General features: G+C 72.7%; 6 protein-coding genes. 1 reads left to right on the top strand and 5 read right to left on the bottom strand.

Annotated elements, in window-relative coordinates; genetic code table 11:
* Positions 1-16 precede the first annotated feature (16 nt).
* On the bottom strand, positions 17-418 hold the full coding sequence (gene acpS, locus LX12_RS00205) for a holo-ACP synthase AcpS (RefSeq protein WP_253652509.1): 402 nt from the start codon (positions 416-418) through the stop codon (positions 17-19).
* Positions 415-9633, bottom strand: coding sequence for a type I polyketide synthase (locus tag LX12_RS00200; protein WP_253652508.1), 9219 nt, complete (start codon positions 9631-9633; stop codon positions 415-417). Before LX12_RS00200 ends, acpS begins: the two co-directional genes overlap by 4 nt.
* An 850-nt stretch (positions 9634-10483) precedes the next feature.
* On the opposite strand from LX12_RS00200, the gene LX12_RS00195 reads away from it, so the two are divergent.
* The gene (locus tag LX12_RS00195) at positions 10484-10900 is read left to right on the top strand and encodes an HIT family protein (RefSeq protein ID WP_253652507.1); all 417 of its coding nucleotides are present in this window, start codon (positions 10484-10486) and stop codon (positions 10898-10900) included.
* Positions 10901-10908: 8 nt separating this feature from the next.
* Here LX12_RS00195 and LX12_RS00190 read toward each other — a convergent pair whose 3' ends face one another.
* The 3 genes from LX12_RS00190 to LX12_RS00180 form a co-directional block, all read right to left on the bottom strand.
* Positions 10909-15078: a PDDEXK-like endonuclease domain-containing protein gene (locus LX12_RS00190; protein ID WP_253652506.1), complete on the bottom strand. Its 4170-nt coding sequence runs from the start codon at positions 15076-15078 to the stop codon at positions 10909-10911.
* Positions 15079-15253: 175 nt separating this feature from the next.
* Positions 15254-15589 (bottom strand): rhodanese-like domain-containing protein, encoded by a 336-nt coding sequence (locus LX12_RS00185; RefSeq protein WP_253652505.1) that lies wholly within the window; start codon positions 15587-15589, stop codon positions 15254-15256.
* Between the two features lie 132 nt (positions 15590-15721).
* Positions 15722-17416, bottom strand: a complete 1695-nt coding sequence (locus LX12_RS00180; protein WP_253652504.1) for a DEAD/DEAH box helicase — start codon at positions 17414-17416, stop codon at positions 15722-15724.
* Between the last annotated feature and the right edge of the window lie 326 nt (positions 17417-17742).

Raw genomic sequence — 17742 nt, 5'->3', positions numbered from 1 at the left:
ACCCCCGCCCGCACGCTCAGCCCGGGTCGGGTCCCTCGATCACCGCGACCGCGGCCGCGGACGGCCCGTCGTGCGTCAACGAGATGTGGACCCGCGCGGCACGCAGGTGCTCCCCGATCGTCCCCGAAAGCCGGATCGACGGGCGACCCCACGCGTCGGTGACGACCTCGATGTCGCTGTGCTCGACGGCGGCCATGGCCGGCGGCAACGCGAACCGGCTCACCGACCACGCCTTCACGACGGCCTCCTTCGCGGCCCAGCGGGCCGCGAGATGCCGTGCGTCGTCACCGGTCCCGGCCGCGGAGTCACGACGCTCACCGACCGTGAACCGGTCGGCGAACGTCGTGCCCGCCTGCGTCATCTGCTCGGCGAACTCCGGCACCGACACGATGTCGATACCGACACCGAGCACGCTCATCGTCGCGCCGACCCCGACATCGCCGGGTAGTCGCCGCCGGCGTCGAGGCGCACCGACTCGTCGAGGAGCATCGCCGCCTCGCGGTCGGGGTCCGGTCCGTCGTCGCCGAGACGGCGGTTCGGCGGACGCTGGTACATCGGCGCACCGCCGCACATCGCCTCGAGCCGTCGGCGCGCACCCTCGCGGGACCGCTGCGCCGCGGCCTCCCGGTAGGCCGCCCGGCGGTCGGCGTCGAGCGCCGCCACGAACGCCTCCGGGTGCACCACCGCGACGAGCCCGGACACGTGGCCGAACCCGAGGCTGGTGAGCAGCCCCGCCTTCAGCGGGAACCGCTCGCCGAGGTCGAGGGCCTCGGTCACCCACACCAGGTGCGGGTGTTCCCGCATCGTCTCGTCGACGCAGTCGAGGCTGCGGTTGGGCGGGATGACGCCGTCGCGGAGCATCTGGCAGAGCCCGATCAGCTGGAACGCCGCCGCGCCGCCCTTGGCGTGCCCGGTCAGCGACTTCTGCGACACCACGAACAGGGGTGCACCGTCGTTGCGGCCCAGCGCACCGGCCACCCGCTCGTGCAGGTCGGCCTCGTTGGGGTCGTTGGCCTTCGTCGAGGTGTCGTGCTTGGACACCACCGCCACGTCGTCGGCGCTCACGCCGAGATCGCGCAGCGCGCGGGCCATCGGCGACTCCGCCCGACCGCGGGCGGCACCGAGGGCACCGATGCCCGGGGCCGGGATCGACGTGTGGACACCGTCGCCGAAGCTCTGCGCCCACGCCACGACACCGAGGACCGGCAGTCCCATGTCGGCGGCGACGTCGCCTCGGGCCAGCAGAACCGTTCCACCGCCCTGGGATTCGACGAAGCCGCCCCGTCGCCGGTCGTTGGCGCGCGAGAACCGGCGGGGGTCGATGCCGCGCGCGGCCATCGCCGCCGAGTCGGCGGTGGCCGACATGTCGCCGAACCCGACGATGCCCTCGATGGACAGGTCGTCGAAGCCGCCGGCGACCGCGAACAGCGCCTTGCCGAGCCGGATCTTGTCGACACCCTCCTCGACGGAGACCGCGGCGGTGGCGCACGCGGCGACCGGGTGGATCATCGCGCCGTAGCTGCCGACGTAGGACTGCACGACGTGCGCGGCGATGACGTTCGGCAGCGCCTCCTGCAGGATGTCGTTCGCCTTCGACTCCCCCAGCAGGGTGTCGATGTACAGCGACCGCATGGACTCCATGCCACCCATGCCGGTGCCCTGGGTGTTGGCGACGAGGCCGGGGTGCACCCACCGCATGAGCTCGGCGGGGTCGAAACCGGAGCCGAGGAACGCGTCGACCGTCGCGACGAGATTCCACAGCGCGACGCGGTCCAGCGACGACGCCATGTCGGCGGAGACGCCGTAGACGGTCGGGTCGAACCCGGTCGGGATCTGCCCACCGACGGTGCGGCTCAACGCGAACCGGCGCGGGACGCGGATCTCGGTGCCCGCCCGACGGGTCACCTCCCAGTCGCCCGACTCGAGCGCCCGCACGGCGGTCCGCTCCCCGTCCGACGCCGCGAACGCCCGGGCCTCCTCCTCGGACGCGACGGTGAACGTCAGGTCCTCGTCGAGGTAGACCGAGGTCAGCAGCGGCGCCGCGTTGTCGACCATCTCGCCGTCGTCGGCGTAGCGACGGATCCCGCACCGCTCGACCACGGTGTCGTGGTACCGGTCGGCGATCTCGTGCTCGCTGACGGGGTCGCCGGTCTCGGTGTCGTACCAGCCCGGCTTCGGGGTCTGCTCCCAGCGGACCAGCCCTGTGCTCCAGGCGAGTTCGAGGACACCGGCCGCCGAGAGGTGTTCGGAGACCTCCATCTCGAACCGTGTGCGTGCGCTGCCGTAGGGGCCGAGCTCGCCGGCGCCGACGATGACGACGAGGTCGGCCGGGTCGACGGCCACCTCGGGCCACGACGGGGTCGTTCCCGACGCGGGGCGCGCCGGTGCCGGCAGCGCCGGCACCGTCACCGGAGCGGCGTCCTCGGCGGCCTCGTCGTCGGCCGTGGCCTGGGTCTGCGACGCCAGGGCCCCGAGGTCGAGGTCGGCCTCACCGAGTCCTGCCGTGAGGTCGGCGACGATCGGCGCGGTGCGCGCCGCGGCGCGTCGGGCCGGGGCGCACAGCGAGAGCAGCTCGTCGGCCATCTCCGTGGTCGACCAGGTGCGCACGCCGGCGGCCTCGACCGCCGAGACCATCGGGTCGTTGTGCCCCATCAGCCCGGTGCCGCGCACCCAGCCGATGATCGCGTGCGCCAGCGTGACGCGGGTGTTCCACGACGACTCCGCCGACCACCGCGCGACCAGGGCGTCGAGGGCGGCCTTGCTCTCGCCGTAGGCCCCGTCACCTCCGAACATGCCGCGGTTCGGCGACCCCGGCAGCACCACGTGCACCCGGCCGTCGATGTCGTGGTCGGCGCCCAGCTCGCCGAGACCGGCGATCAGACGCTCGACCGACCACAGCAGCACCTTCATCTCCAGCTCCGCGCGGGGACCCGTGTCGGACAGGTCACCCGCGACACGCGGCGCGGCGAACGGGAACAGCAGCGTCGGGCGCAGTGCGGGCTTCACCAGGGTGGTGGAACCGCCCGCGGTCTCCGACTGCTCGGACCCGATCCATTCCACGAGGTCGTCGACGTCGGTGTAGGAGTACATGTTCGCCGACGCGACCCACAGGGCCGCCCCGTCGCGGGCGTGCTCGCGGTAGAGCTGCTTGAAGAACGCGAGACGGGTCCCGTCCAGACGGGAGGTGGTCGCGACGACGGTCGCTCCCCCGGCGAGCAGACGCCCGACGACCGCCGCGGCGATCGAGCCCGACGACGCACCGGTCACGACGGCGACCTCGTCGCAGTAGGTGCCGGGCGTGGGATCCTCGGCGAGGTGGGCGATCTGGGCGTAGACCCGGGCGCGCACCCCGTCACCGACGTGGAGCGCCTTGCCCTGCCACCACGTCGCCTGCTGGGCCACGGTGTGTCCCGCACCGGCGAATCGTCGGGTGACCGTCTCGAAGTCGGCGTCGAGGTCGTGGTCGTCGGCCAGCCACAGACGCGCGAGGTCCTCGCGTGCACTCGCCCACCGGTCGTCGACGAGCACGGCGGTCCGTGCGTCGAACGTCGGCGTGACGACACGCAGCCAGTCGGCGCCGAGTTCGGCCGACACACGGTCGGACAGGACCTGGGCCGCGCGGGCCTCGTCGGCGGCGCCCGGGTCGATCTCGGTGACGTCGTCCTCGAGCCCGAGCTTGCGCAGCACCGTCCGCGCCGCGCTCGCCAGCGCTCCACTGCGCCCGGTGAACTGCTCGGTGAGGGCACCCAGCGCGGCGGCGTCGACCATCGCGCCACCGCCGGACTCGGCGGCCGGCTTGCTCACCGTGACACCGCGCTGGGCGCCGACCGCGACGACGGCGGCGTCGATCGCGGCGTCGAGGGCGTCGACCGACCCGAGGGCACCGTCGACGAGCCCGCCGAGGTCACCGCCCCGCACCGACGCGCCCTCGCGGGTGCCCAGGGCCAGTGCGACCGTGGTGTGGCGCGCCCACCCGGGGCCGAGCTGCCACACGGAGGACACCCGGTCCTCGATGTGCGCGGGCCGCTTGTTGATGGGGCCCAACACCTTCCGCAACGCGTCGCCGACGGCGTCGGTGAGAACCGACCCGAACGGCTTGTAGCCGCGGGCGAGGGCGTCGACGGTCGACGCGAGCGAGGCCATGTCGGCCTCCGCCGCGCCGTCGATCGCGCCGAGGCCCAGCTCGGCGCCGACGTCGAGGAGGAGCTGGTTGCGGCGCGACGAGACACCGTCGCACAGCGCCTCGATGGTGTCGGCGGTCCCGATCTGGTCCGGGCGCATCTTCGTCCACAGCGCGATGACCGCACGGACGGCGTCGGCCGGGGTGAACGCGATGTCGTCCGGGCGAGGGCCCGCCGCGGCGGCGGGCGCCGGTGCGGGTGCTGCGGCGACCTCCGCGGGCGCGGCGGCCGGCGCGTCGGTGACGTCCGCGGTGGTCGGCTCGTCGACCTCCTCGGGCGCCTCGTCCTGGGCGAGCAGCACCTGGCTGTCGCGTTCGACGTTGAGCACCTGCACGGCCGACCCCGCGAACGCGTCGAGCTTCAGCGTGTTCGTGGCCAGCCCGGCGAGGGTGGGGGCGGTGGCGACACCGACCTCGACGAACCGCTGCACACCGAGACCGCCCGTCTCACGCCCGGCGAACAACAGGTCCTGGGTCTCGATCCAGCGGACCGGGCTCGCGAACTGCCATGCGAGCAGCTCGATCAGGACCGTCCGGGCCAGCGCCGACCGGTCGGCCGAGGCGGCGGCCCAGTCGTCGAGGACGTCGGCCAACGGCTGCGACGGCACGAGATCGGCGATCTCGCTGACGAACTCGCGGTCGAGCGTGAACGGACGCGGGACCAGGTTCGGGATGTAGCGCCCGACGAGGACGTCGGGGTCGAGGGACTCCGGCAGCAGCTCCTGCAGACGCGCCCGGAACTCCGGCACCCCGTCACGCAGGACGCTGGAGTGGAACGGCACGTCGATGCCGGGGATCAGGATGAAGCCGCGCTTGCCGCCGACCTCGGCCCGACGACGCTCGATGTGGGCCTCGAGGTTCTCCAGGCCACGGACCGTGCCCGCGATGGCGTACTGGGTGCCGCGCTGGTTGAGGTTGACCACCTCGAGGAACTCACCGCAGGCGCGGGACACGTCGGCGACGAATCCGACGACCTCGTCGTCGGCGACACCGAACTGGCTCGGGCGGATGGCGGCGAGCCGGTAGTTGCTGCGCCCCAGCTCGTCGCGCGGGACGAGGTGGTGCATCGCCTCGCCGCGCTGGAACACGACCTCCAGGACCGCCTCGAGCGGGAGGACCCCGGCGCAGGCGGCCAGCGCGTTGTACTCGCCCACCGAGTGGCCGCAGGTGATGGCGCCCTCGACGAAGCCGCCGGACTCGCGCAGCTCGGCGATCTGCGCGACACCGAGGGTGGCCATCGCGACCTGGGTGAACTGCGTCAGGAACAGCACGCCGTCGGGGTGCGTGTAGGTGGTGCCCCGGGCGACCAGTCGTGTCGGGTTGTCGCGGACGACCGCGAGGATCGAGAAGCCCAGTGCCGCACGGGTGTGCGCGTCGGCGCGGTCCCAGACGTCGCGGGCGGCCGCCGAGCGGGCACGGGCGGCGAGACCCATGCCCGCGCTCTGGATGCCCTGTCCGGGGAAGGCGTACACGGTGCGCGGCGCCGCGAGACGGCCGGTGGCCGCGAGGACCAGGTCGCCGTCGACCGAGCACGTGACCTCGACGACCTCGGCACCCTGGTCCAGGCCGACGCGCTCGACGCGGACGGTCACCTCGTCGCCGGTGCGGACCATCCCCAGGTACCGGGCGGTCCAGCCGAGCAGCGGGCGGGGGGCCGGGACGGGGCGGTCGGAGTCTGTCGCGGTCACCACGTGCTGGGCCATCGCCGACAGCCACATCCCGTGCACGATCGGCTCGCCGAGACCGGCGAGACGGGCTGCGCGCAGGTCGGTGTGGATCGGGTTGCGGTCACCCGACACTGCGGCGAAGCCGTGCATGCGGGCGGGGGCGGTGACACGTGTGGTCCGCACGAGGGCCCGCGTGGCCGACCGCTCGTCGACCACGGCGCCGCCGGCGCGGACCGGGTCGGTCAGCTCGCCGGCACCGGTGCGACCGCGGATGGCGAACCGCTCGGTCAGGGTCGCGAGGACCCCGGTCGGACCGGCGATCTCGACGTCGACGGTGACGACGCGCCCGACGGAGGTGTCGGTCACCGACCGCTGCGTGGCGGTGACGGTGACGTCGGTGTCGACGCGGGGCAGGTCGGAGACGGCGGACACGGCGTGGTCGAGGTGGACGAGATCGAGGAGTCCTTCCACGACCGGGCGCCCGTCGAGGGAGCGTGCCGCGCCGAGGACGGCGAACACAGCCGGCCAGGCGAGACCGACGAGCGCGTCGGGGACGGCGAACCCACCGCTGCCCGAGGGGGTCGACGCCGAGAGATGCTGCGGCAGAGCGTGTGCGGTCACCCCGGCGTGGTCGGCGGCGAGATGCGCCGTCCACAGGGCGGTCGTGGTCGCGACACCGTCGTTCACGTCGGGGAGATCACCCGCGGCGACGGCCAGGATGGTCCGCATCGCGTCCGACGCGGCGTCGAGCTCGACGCGCGGGGCACCACCGTCGGCGAAGGACGCGTCGATGCGCATCGGGATGGTGACGGTGGTCGACGCGACCGGGACCACCAGCTCCACACCGCCGTCGACGCGGGTCAGCGTCGCGCCGGTGGGGGCGTGCTCGGCGCGGTCGTCGCCGTCGTCGAGGAACGCCCAGCGCTCGACGTCGCCGAGACGTGCGATCGGGTTCGGCACCATGCGTCCGGCCCACTCGACGGAGTCGGCGGCCAGCACCGTCGCGAGAACGCCGGTGCGGCCTGCGATCCCGGCCCGACGGCTCGGTACGGGTGTGGCGTCGACGCCGCGGGAGGCGAGTTCGGCGGCCAGGTGGGCCTCGAAGCGGTTCAGCAGGTCGCCGACCGGCTCGTCGACCTCGGTGATCCCGGCGACCGCCACGGGGCCGGGGATGACGCAGACCTCGTCGGCACCGTAGCGGGCGTCGTGCGCCTGCCACAGGGAGTCGCTGCGCCACCAGCGGCGCACGTCGGCGTCGACGACGGGGACGAAGTTCACGGGCTTGCCGGGGGTGCGGCACAGCCCGAGGAAGAAGGCGACGTCGGCCGGGTGCAGCACGTCGGCGTCGATCTCCGGGTAGAGGCTGCCGAGCACGTCGATCGCCGCGTGCGGGTTGTCGGTGGCGGCCTCGTCGGCGAAGGCCGTCGCGACCTCGCCGCGGTCGGCCGGGTGCATCCGCGCCTCGGTGCGCTGCAGCATCTGCAGGAAACGGTCGCGCCAGGTGACGTCGGCCCAGACCGGCGCCGGGCCGGGATCGGTGCCGACCGCCAGGTCGGCGTAGCGGGTAAGCCACTGACGGTAGGTCATCGCGGCGACGTCGCCGAAGTACGGCTTGGCGGTGGCGTCGAGCGCGGCGACGATCTCCGCGCGGCGCTCGGCGACGGCGTCGGCGTCGCCGGCGACCGCGTCGAGGAGGCGACCACAGGCCGACGCGGCGTTGTCGACCTCATGGATGTCGGCGCCGAGTTGGCTCCGGCCCGAGGCCATCCCGTCCCGGGCGTGACCGGCGCCGATCCATGCGTCGCATCCGGGCGTGTCGACGAGCAGCTGCTTCACCGCGGGCGAGGTGGTGGCCTCCAGGGTGGCCATCGCGACGGTCCCGAGGAGGATGCCGTCGACGGGCATGGCCGGGAAGCCGTGCGCGGTCGACCAGCGTCCGGTCAGGTAGTCGGCGGCCCGCTCGGGTGTGCCGATGCCACCGCCGACGCAGATGACCGCGTTGGGCCGGGCGCGCAGCTCGGCGTACGTGGCGAGTACGAGGTCGTCGAGGTCCTCCCACGAGTGGTGACCGCCGGCGCGGCCGCCCTCGATGTGGACGATGACCGGGTGCGCGGGCACCTCGGCGGCGATGCGGACCACCGAGCGGATCTGCTCGACGGTGCCCGGCTTGAAGGCGACCCACGGGATCCCCGCGTCGACCAGTTCCTCGACCAGCGCGACGGCGTCGTCGAGTTCGGGGATGCCGGCCGAGACGACGACACCGTCGATCGGCGCACCGGCGGCGCGGGCCTTCTGCACCAGACGCTTGCCGCCGAGCTGCAGCTTCCACAGGTACGGGTCGAGGAAGAGCGCGTTGAACTGCGCCTGGCGGCCCGGCTCGAGGAGGGTGTGCAGGCGGTCGAGGTTCTCGGCGAGGATCGCCTCGGTCACCTGTCCGCCACCGGCGAGCTCGGCCCAGTGGCCGGCGTTGGTCGCGGCGGCGACGATCGCCGGGTCCACCGTCGTCGGGGTCATGCCGGCGAGCAGCATCGGCGAGCGACCCGTCAGACGGGTGAAGGCCGTCTCGACGACGGTGCGCCCGTCCGGCAGCTCGGCGAGGGCAGGGGCGTGCACGCTCCACGGGGCCGGGACCGACGGCACCCCGCCCGGAGCGAAGATGTTGCGCTGGCCGCCGCGGGAGCTGGCGGGGATGCAGCCGATGCCGCGTCCACGGACGTTCGGCACCGACAGCCGGGTCGCCGAGTCCGACGGGCCGAGGTCCAGGAGCCAGCGGGCACCGGCGTCGGCGACGTCGTCGAGGCTGCGGACCCAGTCGCACGGCGCCACGAGGATCGCCTCGGCGAGGCCGCGCGCCCAGGCGACGTCGAGGCCGCAGCGATCGGCCCAGTCCGCGACCAGGTCGACGGCACCGGCGAGCGCCGGGTGGTGGAACGCGATGGAGACGTCGATCGCGTCGAAGGAGGGCGCGAAGGGCGCTCCGCCCGTGGTCTTGGCCTTGCGCTCGGCGGCCTCGGCGGCCGCGATCGCGGCGCAGCGCTGTTCGATCGCGCGCAGCTGCCGCGGGGCGCCGGAGACGGCGACCGACCGCCGGCCGTTGCGGATGGCGACCACCGGCGCGATGAGCGCGTCGTCGCCGACCAGGGACGCGCGGTGCTCGTCGAGGATCGCGGCCAGCCGGGCCGGGTCGACCTTCGAGACCGACACCATCGGGGCGCCGTCGGCGGTGGCCCCGAGGCCGGTGCGTCGCGCGACGGTCGCTCCCGCTGCGCCGATGAGGTGCGCGACCGCCAGCAGCGCGCCACGCCCGCCCGCGTCGGCGACGACGTCGGCGGCGAGGATGCCCTGCGAGTGTCCGGCGACCGCGGTCGGCGCGATCTCGGCGGTGTCGAGGCCCTGCTTGGCCAGCGCCGCGAGCGCGGCGATCTGGGCGAGGAGGATGCCCGGGACCGACTGCGCCGCCCCGGCGAGGACGGTCGGCGACGGCACGGTGCGGTCGGCGGCGAGACGGTGCACCCAGGCCAGCGGGTCGAACCCGTCGGGTCGCACGGCGTCGATCTCACCGGCGACCGGGGCCACGAGACGCTCGGCGGCGTCGACGGTGTGCGCGAGCGAGTGGTCGAGCTCGGCGTCGATCACCAGCTCCGCCAGCGCCGGCAACCACGGCGTCCCCTGCCCCCCGAAGGTCACGGCGTACGGCGTGCCCGCGCGCAGACGCGCGATCAGGGTGTCGGTGTGGCGGGAGGACGGCGTGCCCTCGGTCTCGTTGCGGAACTCGTTGACCGTCACAGGGGATCTCCTCGGCTGTCGGGGGACGTCGGGGGCGGGCGTCTCGCCACGGCGTCGGGCGCGCGGCGATGGGGGACGACATCGGTGTCGGGGCGGGCCGGTGGTCATCTCGACGACGAGATGCGGTGCGTCACCGCGGCCCTCCGCCGGCGGACGGCGGAAGTCGTTGTCAGGCAGAGACTTCGCGCGGCGCTCGGTCGGGATGGCGCGACGTGCCCTGCCTGCGGACGAGAGTCATCGTCGCACACGAAAATGAGGGATCCCTCATGTTCTGAGGTGACCCACGGGTATACCCGCCGGTATCCCCACGGGTAACAACGGCGACCACGACAACCGCCGTCGACACCGGACGGGGTCGCGCAGGTCAGCGCGGCGGAGGACCGCCGGGCGACGCATCACGACGTGCGACCGCGTTCGTTATCGAATCGTGATGCAGTCCGGTCGCGTCCGGACGGGTGCGTCGCGCGAACCGGGGCGTGCACGCCGACCAGCGCCGAGCCTCGCGCGGATTCCGGAGATCGGCGCGGGTCCGGGGGGTGGCTGCAGATCGGTCAGAACGGCGCGGATTCATGCGGGACCGGCACAGCCCGCCTTCAGCATCTGAACTCGCGCGAAGCACCGCGCGGAGCCACGTGACCGACGCGGATCGACAGCGTGAGCGGATCGAGCACGGGGGGCGTGAACCCGCGGCGAACTCGCTGGTTCGCGCCGAAGACGGCGCGGGGACACGAGAACCGCGCGAGTTCTTCGGATCAGGCGAACCCGCGAACTGGTCGAGGAGATCCAGCTGACGCTGCAGCGGCTCGGGTCGCGTCCGGACGAGGACGACACGCTCCATAGGCTGGCGCCCATGGACTGCGTCTTCTGCGCGATCGTGGACGGTGTCTCCCCGTCCCGGCAGGTCTACGCCGACGACGACGTCGTCGCGTTCCTCGACATCCGACCCGTGAAGCCGGGCCACACCCTGGTCATCCCCCGGCGCCACACCCCCGACCTCGCCGGCCTGCCCGCCGACGACGGCGCCGCGGTGCTCGCCGGCGCGAGTCGCGTCGCGGCGGCGCTGCGTGCGTCGACCATCGCCGCCGACGGCGTGAACCTCGTCCTCAACGACGGGCGTGCGGCCTTCCAGACGGTGTTCCACACCCACATGCACGTCGTGCCACGCCATCACGGTGACCGGCTGTCGTTCGCCAAGGGGTTCGTGACCCGTCGCGATCCGGATCCGGACGCCACCGCCGCGGCCATCCGGGCCGCGATCGTGTCCTAGACCCTCGGTCAGTCGCCGCCGAGGTCGATCGGTTCCCAGGGCTGCGCGACCGCGACCCCGTCGGTCGCCCCGACGGTCCCGGGACGCACGCCCCGGGTCTCGAGCTCGGCCCACAGCCCGGCCAGGGCGCGCTCGGGATCGAGGAGGTACTCCGACTCGCGGACCCGCCAGAAACGCCAGCCGCAGCGGCGGAGCTCGCGTTCGCGTTCCATGTCGGCGCGGGCCTGTTCGGGGGTGCTGGTGAACTCGTCGCCGTCGCACTCGACGGCGAGCCGCCCGTCGGCGCCGGTGACGACGAGGTCGATGACGCGGTTGTTGACCGACACCTTCGGCACGACGTGGTAGCCGCGGTCCCGCAGCTCACCGAAGATCCGCTGCTCGAAGAGGCTCTCGAACGGCTCGGCGCGTTCGGTGGTCCCGATGTCGGCCGGCATCGGGTCCACGAGGGCGTTCTGGGTGCGCTCGAGGTAGGTCAGGAGCGAGTACCGCAGGTCGTTGGGACGCAGGTCGTCGGAGCCCACGCTGTGGAACAGCCACACCTGTTCCATCGCCCGGGACGCGGCCACATTGAACCGCCGCTGGGACTCGCTGCGCGTCAACGACACCGGGTTGCGGTCGGTCGACACCACCATCGACAGGAAGACGACATGGCGCTCGTCGCCCTGGAAGTCCGGCGGGGTGCCGACGCGCAGGGCACGTTCGTGCCACTCCTCGACGCCGATCGCCGAGCGCAGCTTCTGGGTGATCACGTCGACCTGACGCTGACCCTGCAGGACCACCACGCCGAACGTCAGACCCGCGTACCGCTCGTCGCGCAGGCACGAGACCAGTTGTGCGACGAGGGCATCGGCCTCGTCGACGTTGGTGAGTGCGGACCCCTCCCCCGTCGCGACGGCGTCCGGGACGTACACCGACCGCAGCGGCGGCAGACGGTCGGCGCCGAACTGTCGCACCGGGACCAGTGGGGAGTCCGGGTAGAACTGGCGCGAGGAGTACTCGATGATCTCCGGCATCGACCGGAAGTGCTCCCGCAGGCGCACCACGTGCCCGAAGCGGGTGCGCAGCATCGAGAACAGACTCGACCGGGGGGTCAGGCTGTCGCGCATGTACTGCGGCACGTCCTGCAGGTAGCTGTCGAGCTTGGCGAAGATCTCGTCGAGGCCGGCACCGCCGAAACCACCGGGCGCACACTGACGGTCGTCACCGACGACGATGACGCGCGGAGCGAGCCACAGCAGGAAGAGGCTCGTGATGTCGGCCTGCGAGGCCTCGTCCACGATCACGACGTCGAAGGAGTTCTGCTCCGGCGCGATCGAGGAGAGCACCTGCGAGATGGGCATGATCCACGCCGGCACGGCCCCCTGCGCCTGCGTCATCGCCGACCGCGCCGCGGTGCGGAACCGCTCGGCGTGCTTGCCGGATCCCTTGCCCAGGTTGGTGATGTGGTCCCGGTAGGACTGCAGCGCCTGCACCTGCGTGACGGTCATGTGTTCGAGGCACTCGCGCCACGCCGCCGCCGCGGCCAGGCCCGCGGTGAAGTGGGCGATGTCGGCTTCGACCGAGTCGAGGTCGGCCGCGAGTCGCGACTCACGGTCGGGATCGCTGCGCTCCTGCGCCCACGAGTACGCGCGACGCCACGACCACGCGTCCCCCAGATCGCGGAGACGTGCATCCCAGGCGGAGTCCTGTGCGGTGTCGACGAGGGCCCGGTGCAGTCCCGGCGCCTTCTGCTTGAGGCGCAGCTCGAGCAGGTCCAGCGCTCCCTGTCGGTCCCGCTGGGCGCGCGCGACGCTGAAGGCCCGGCGCGCGTCCTTGATGGCGTCGATGTCGCCCGCGGTGAGCGCGGCGACCAGGGCGTCGGCCTCCTCCGAGGGCCCCTGGTCGGTCTCGGCGGCGAGGCTGCGTGCGGCCTCCTCCAGCTCGCGGCGCGCCAGCACGGCGTCGTTCGTCGCGGCGATGGCACCGGTCTGACGGGCGACCTCCTCGACCTCGTCGACGCTCTTCGGGCGCGGACCACCCGGGCTGATCGACTCGAGTCGCCGGATCAGTGCGTCGCGCCCGGTCAGCAGTTCCGAGACCCAGCCGAGCTGCTCGTCCAGGGAGACCAGTCGGCCCAGCTGCGCCGACCGCGACCCGGAGGTGTCGACGTCGACCTCGACGTCGGCGAGCACCGTCTGAACCGTCGACACGTTCTCGAGCACACGGAGGTGGTCGGCGACCATCTGGAGCGAGTCGGCGTCGGTCGGCGGGCGACCGTCCACGGTGGCCGTGACGCCGAGCGCCTCGACGGCCCTCTGCTGGGGGGACTTGCGGAAGCGACCACGCCAGGTACCGCCGGAGCGGAGGTGCTCGGCGGCGTCGGCGAAGACGTCCGCCGCGCCCGGGGTGATCGGCTCGACGACGACGTCGTGGGTGCCGATCGCCGCGTCGCGCCGGGTCGCCTCGTCGATGACCGCGGAGATCTGGGTGACCCGGTTCCACAAATACGCAGCCGATCCCGAGAGCAGGCGCTCGGTCATGTCCTGCATCGGCGCATCGAAGCTGCGCACCTCGCGCACCGCCGCGGCGAGTCGGTCGCACTGCGCCTTGATCGCGGTGAGGCGTGCGCTGTCGACGTCGGCGAGGATCGCCAGCAGCGACCCGTTTCCCGTCATCTTCTCGTGCGGTTGTGCCCGCACGCGAGCGCTGATCGTCTCCAGCGCCACCGAGTCGGGCAGGTGGTCCTCGAGGTCGGGCAGTCGCTGACCGAGTCGCTGCGCCCACGAGTCGTCGCGCTCGCGCAGGAGGGTGAGCAGACGGGTCATCTCGTCGGTGTCGAGCGGGGGCAGCACCGAGTCGAGCGGGCCGGGCAGCCAGTCGTACCGGTCGGCGACGTCCTGGCAGGCGCGCACGATCTGCGCGGCGGTGCCGCTGTAGCCGGGCGCGACCCACTCGTGCTTCTCGGTCTCGGACTCTCGCAGCTGCCAGATCTCCCGCAGGATCTGTTCCCGCTTGGCCCGGGCCTGGTCGCGCTTGGACCGCAGGTTCTTGATCTCCGACGTCGCCACGCGCTCGGAGAAGGTGCCCTTGCGGGCCGCGATGGCCGCGACGCTCTCGGCCAGGGACGCGGATCCGTCCTTGGTGACGTCGGTGATGGCAACGGCGAGCTCCCGCAGCTCGGCCGGGAGCTTGTCGCGCAGCACCTGCAGGGCCTGCGCCTTCTCGCTGACGACGAGCACCCGCTGACCCTTGGCCAACAGCGCCGACATCAGGTTGGCGATGGTGTGCGTCTTGCCGGTCCCCGGAGGGCCCTCGACGACGACGCCGGAGTCGACCCCGAGCTGGGCGAGGATGTCGCGCTGCTCGACGTTCGACGGCAGCGGGTACAGCGCGTCCTCGACGAGTTCGCCGGCGCTCATCGCGCCACTGGCCGCAAGCCGTTCGAGTCGTTCGGGGGCCTCGATCGGTTCGACGAGCTGCGCGAGTCCGATCGGGACGTCCGCGTCGTCGCGCAGTGCGGCCATCATCGTCTCGTAGTAGGCCAGCACCGCGCTCGAACCGCGGTCGCGCAGCACCAGCGCGGGCCGCGCGGCGATCGAGACACCGTCGACGTCGGCGGCGACCGTGGTGCGCCAGGTGTCGAGGATGTCGTCGACGCCGGCCGCGACGATCGACGGCACACCGGCGAGCGCGTCCGACACGGCCGCGGACCGGCCGAGGTCGAAGCCGTCGACACCTCCGAGCAGGAGTCCGTCCTGCAGGCGCGGCACCGAGTCGCCGACGAGGCGGACGGTGACGACCCCGGCGGAGTGGTCGTGGTCGGCGACGACCGCCTGCGTGAGCAGATGCTGGTTGATGGTGGGCTCGGTCTCGGGGGCCTCGGCGTCGGACACCGTGAGCAGACCCGCGGCCAGCACGAGTTCCAGGGACTCCGGGCGCTCGGCGAGGTCGTCGAGCATCGTCGCGGCCAGCGCGTAGGCGTCGGGCGCGGAACCGTCGGCGCGGATCTCTACCAGCGTCGACCCGGGGGCCGCCTTGGCCTTCACCGGGAGGTTCCACTCGTCGCCCAACCACAGCACCGACGGGTGGTCGCCGACGTCGCGGACCACGGTCGACCGGGCCGCGACGAGCTCGTGCAGGAACTGCAGCAGGCGGAGCACACGGCCCCGCCGGTCGTCCCCGGACATCGCTTCGGTCATCAGGTCCTCTTCGCCCGCACCACCGTCGGTCGAGGTCGTCGCTCTCCCTCGAGGTCAACCTCAGGTCGACACTCGACCCGAGTAGGTAGAACGCTACCTGGTGACCTGGTCGGACACGCAACGCACGGAGCGCTCACCCCGGTGGTGTCGGGACACGTCCAGCCGGTCGGGGCCCTCAGCGCGCGTGCAGGGCGGACCAGAAGGCCGGGTACCCGCCGTCGACCCAGCGCACGTTGGTGTACCCCAGGCCCGCGATCTGCTCGGCGATCCGCCGCGCCTGGGCGCGCACCGACACCACGGCGATCTCCGTGTCCAGGCCGGCGATGCAGGCCATCCGGCGGGGCGACGTGGGGGCGAGGGCGTCGACGAGCTCGGTCGGCTCGACCACGACGGCACCGGGCAGCGAGCCCTGGTGTCGGACGACCTGCGGACGCGTGTCGAGCACGACCGCCTGTCCCTGCTGCGTGTGTTCGGCGGCTTCCGTCGCCGAGATGCGATCCACCATGCCCATGGGGACTCACCGATCCTCGTGTACCGATCTCCTCGCCCCGACCGGCGGATGCGAGCTGTCTTCGGTGGGTGAGTCGTGCCACGCGTGCCCGGTGTTACGCGGCCGTGACCGACCAGGGACGGACCGCGTCGATCAGCGCCGTGCGCCGCGGCCCGCGACCTTGGGCGCACCTCGACGGGCGGGCCCGTCACGGTGACCACGCGCCGACGAGCGCTGGCGGGGCGGCCCCTGGTCGGGTCCGATGTTGATCGGCTTGTTGTTGATGCGCGTCGAGCGCAACGCGGTGAGCGTCTCGCGCCCCAGGTCGTCGGGCAGCTCGACGAGGCTGTACTCGTTGCGGATGCTGATGTGTCCGAAGTCCTGACGGGTGAGACCGCCCTCGTTGGCGATCGCGCCGACGATCGCGCCGGGCGTCACGCGGTCCCGCTTCCCCACCGCGATCCGATAGGTCGCGAACCGCGGCTGACCCTCGCGGCGTGGCCGCTCGGGACGGTCGCCACGCTGCGGACGGTCCCCCGCGGGCGGGTCGGGGGTGAGGAAGAACCCGCCGTCGCGCGTCTCCAGCGCGAGGGCGGCGGCGATGTCGGCCATGGCCACGTCGTTGTCGCGGGCGTAGTCCTCGACGAGCTTGCGGAACGTCGCCAGGTGGTCGGAGGCGAGGTTCTCGGTGATCGACTCCCCGAACTTCGCCACGCGCTGCGCGTTGACGTCGTCGACGCTGGGCAGACCGATCTCGGTGAGGGGCTGTCGCGTCGCGCGCTCGATGGACCGCAGCATGTGCCGTTCCCGCGGGGACACGAACAGCAGCGCGTTCCCCGACCGGCCGGCGCGTCCGGTGCGACCGATGCGGTGCACGTAGGACTCGGTGTCGTGCGGGATGTCGTAGTTGACGACGTGGCTGATGCGGTCGACGTCGAGTCCGCGCGCGGCCACGTCGGTGGCCACGAGGATGTCGATCGACCCGCTCTTCAGCGACGCGATCGTGCGCTCGCGCTGGGCCTGGGGGATGTCACCGTTGATCGCGACGGCCGAGAACCCGCGGGCACGCAGCTTCTCGGCGAGCTCCTCGGTCGCGGACTTGGTGCGGACGAACACGATCATCGCGTCGAACGACTCGACCTCGAGCACACGGGTGAGCGCGTCGAGCTTGCGCTGGTGGGACACCTGTAGGTAGCGCTGCGTGATGTTCTGCGCGGTCGCGGTCTTGGCCTTCACCGTGATCTCGACGGGGTTCGCGAGGTACTTCTGCGCGAGCCGTCGGATGCCGCTGGGCATCGTCGCGCTGAACAGGGCCACCTGCTTGGTGTCCGGGGTGTCGGCGAGGATCCGCTCGACGTCCTCGGCGAAGCCCATCGTCAACATCTCGTCGGCCTCGTCGAGGACGAGGAACTCCAGCTGCGAGAGGTCCAGGGTGCCCTTGTCGAGGTGGTCGATGATGCGGCCCGGCGTGCCGACCACGATCTGCGCACCGCGGCGCAGCCCGGACAGCTGCACGCTGTACGACTGACCGCCGTAGATCGGCAGGACCCGCACGTCGGGCTGGTGCGCCGCGTACTTGCCGAACGCCTCGGACACCTGCAGCGCGAGCTCGCGGGTCGGCGCCAGCACCAGTGCCTTCGGCGCTTTGCCCTCGGCGGTGATGCGGGAGAGCACCGGGATGGCGAACGCCGCGGTCTTGCCGGTACCCGTCTGGGCGAGGCCGACGACGTCGCGACCGGCCATCAGAGGCGGGATGGTCTCGGCCTGGATGGGCGACGGGCTCTCGTAGCCGACGTCCTCGAGCGCCCGCAGGACGGGGAAAGCGATGTCGAGGTCGGCGAAGGTCACGCCTGGGGCGTCGTCGCCGCCCCTGTCGTCTGTTCTCGCCCCGTCGGACACACTGCCGTCCACGCCACACCACCACTGTTCCCGGCCACCCGGCCGTCGATCCGAATCGTCGGACCGTGCCCTGTTCCCCCGGTGAGCTGTGTCCGACCTGCACGGAGCACTCTAGTCGCCGGAGGCCTCCCACCCCGCATCGTGAGCGCGTGCCGGCTGACACACCCTCTCGGATCCGTTCCATCACCCGTTGCTACGGTTCTCGGTGTCCGAGCGCGGGTAATCTGTGTCACATCGTCGCCCGGACCGGATTGTCCGATTTCTGGGCGGACGAC

It is taken from the genome of Williamsia serinedens, assembly GCF_024171725.1.
GTDB lineage: Bacteria > Actinomycetota > Actinomycetes > Mycobacteriales > Mycobacteriaceae > Williamsia_A > Williamsia_A serinedens.
Note: the sequence above shows the minus strand (reverse complement) of the source record. Positions and strands in the feature narration are given on the sequence as shown.

What these genes read in the sequence shown, in the direction of transcription:
- LX12_RS00185 (WP_253652505.1), bottom strand. Translation starts at nt 15,589, where the DNA reads ATGGGCATGGTGGATCGCATCTCGGCGACGGAAGCCGCCGAACACACG.
- acpS (WP_253652509.1), bottom strand. Translation starts at nt 418, where the DNA reads ATGAGCGTGCTCGGTGTCGGTATCGACATCGTGTCGGTGCCGGAGTTC.
- LX12_RS00190 (WP_253652506.1), bottom strand. Translation starts at nt 15,078, where the DNA reads ATGACCGAAGCGATGTCCGGGGACGACCGGCGGGGCCGTGTGCTCCGC.
- LX12_RS00195 (WP_253652507.1), top strand. Translation starts at nt 10,484, where the DNA reads ATGGACTGCGTCTTCTGCGCGATCGTGGACGGTGTCTCCCCGTCCCGG.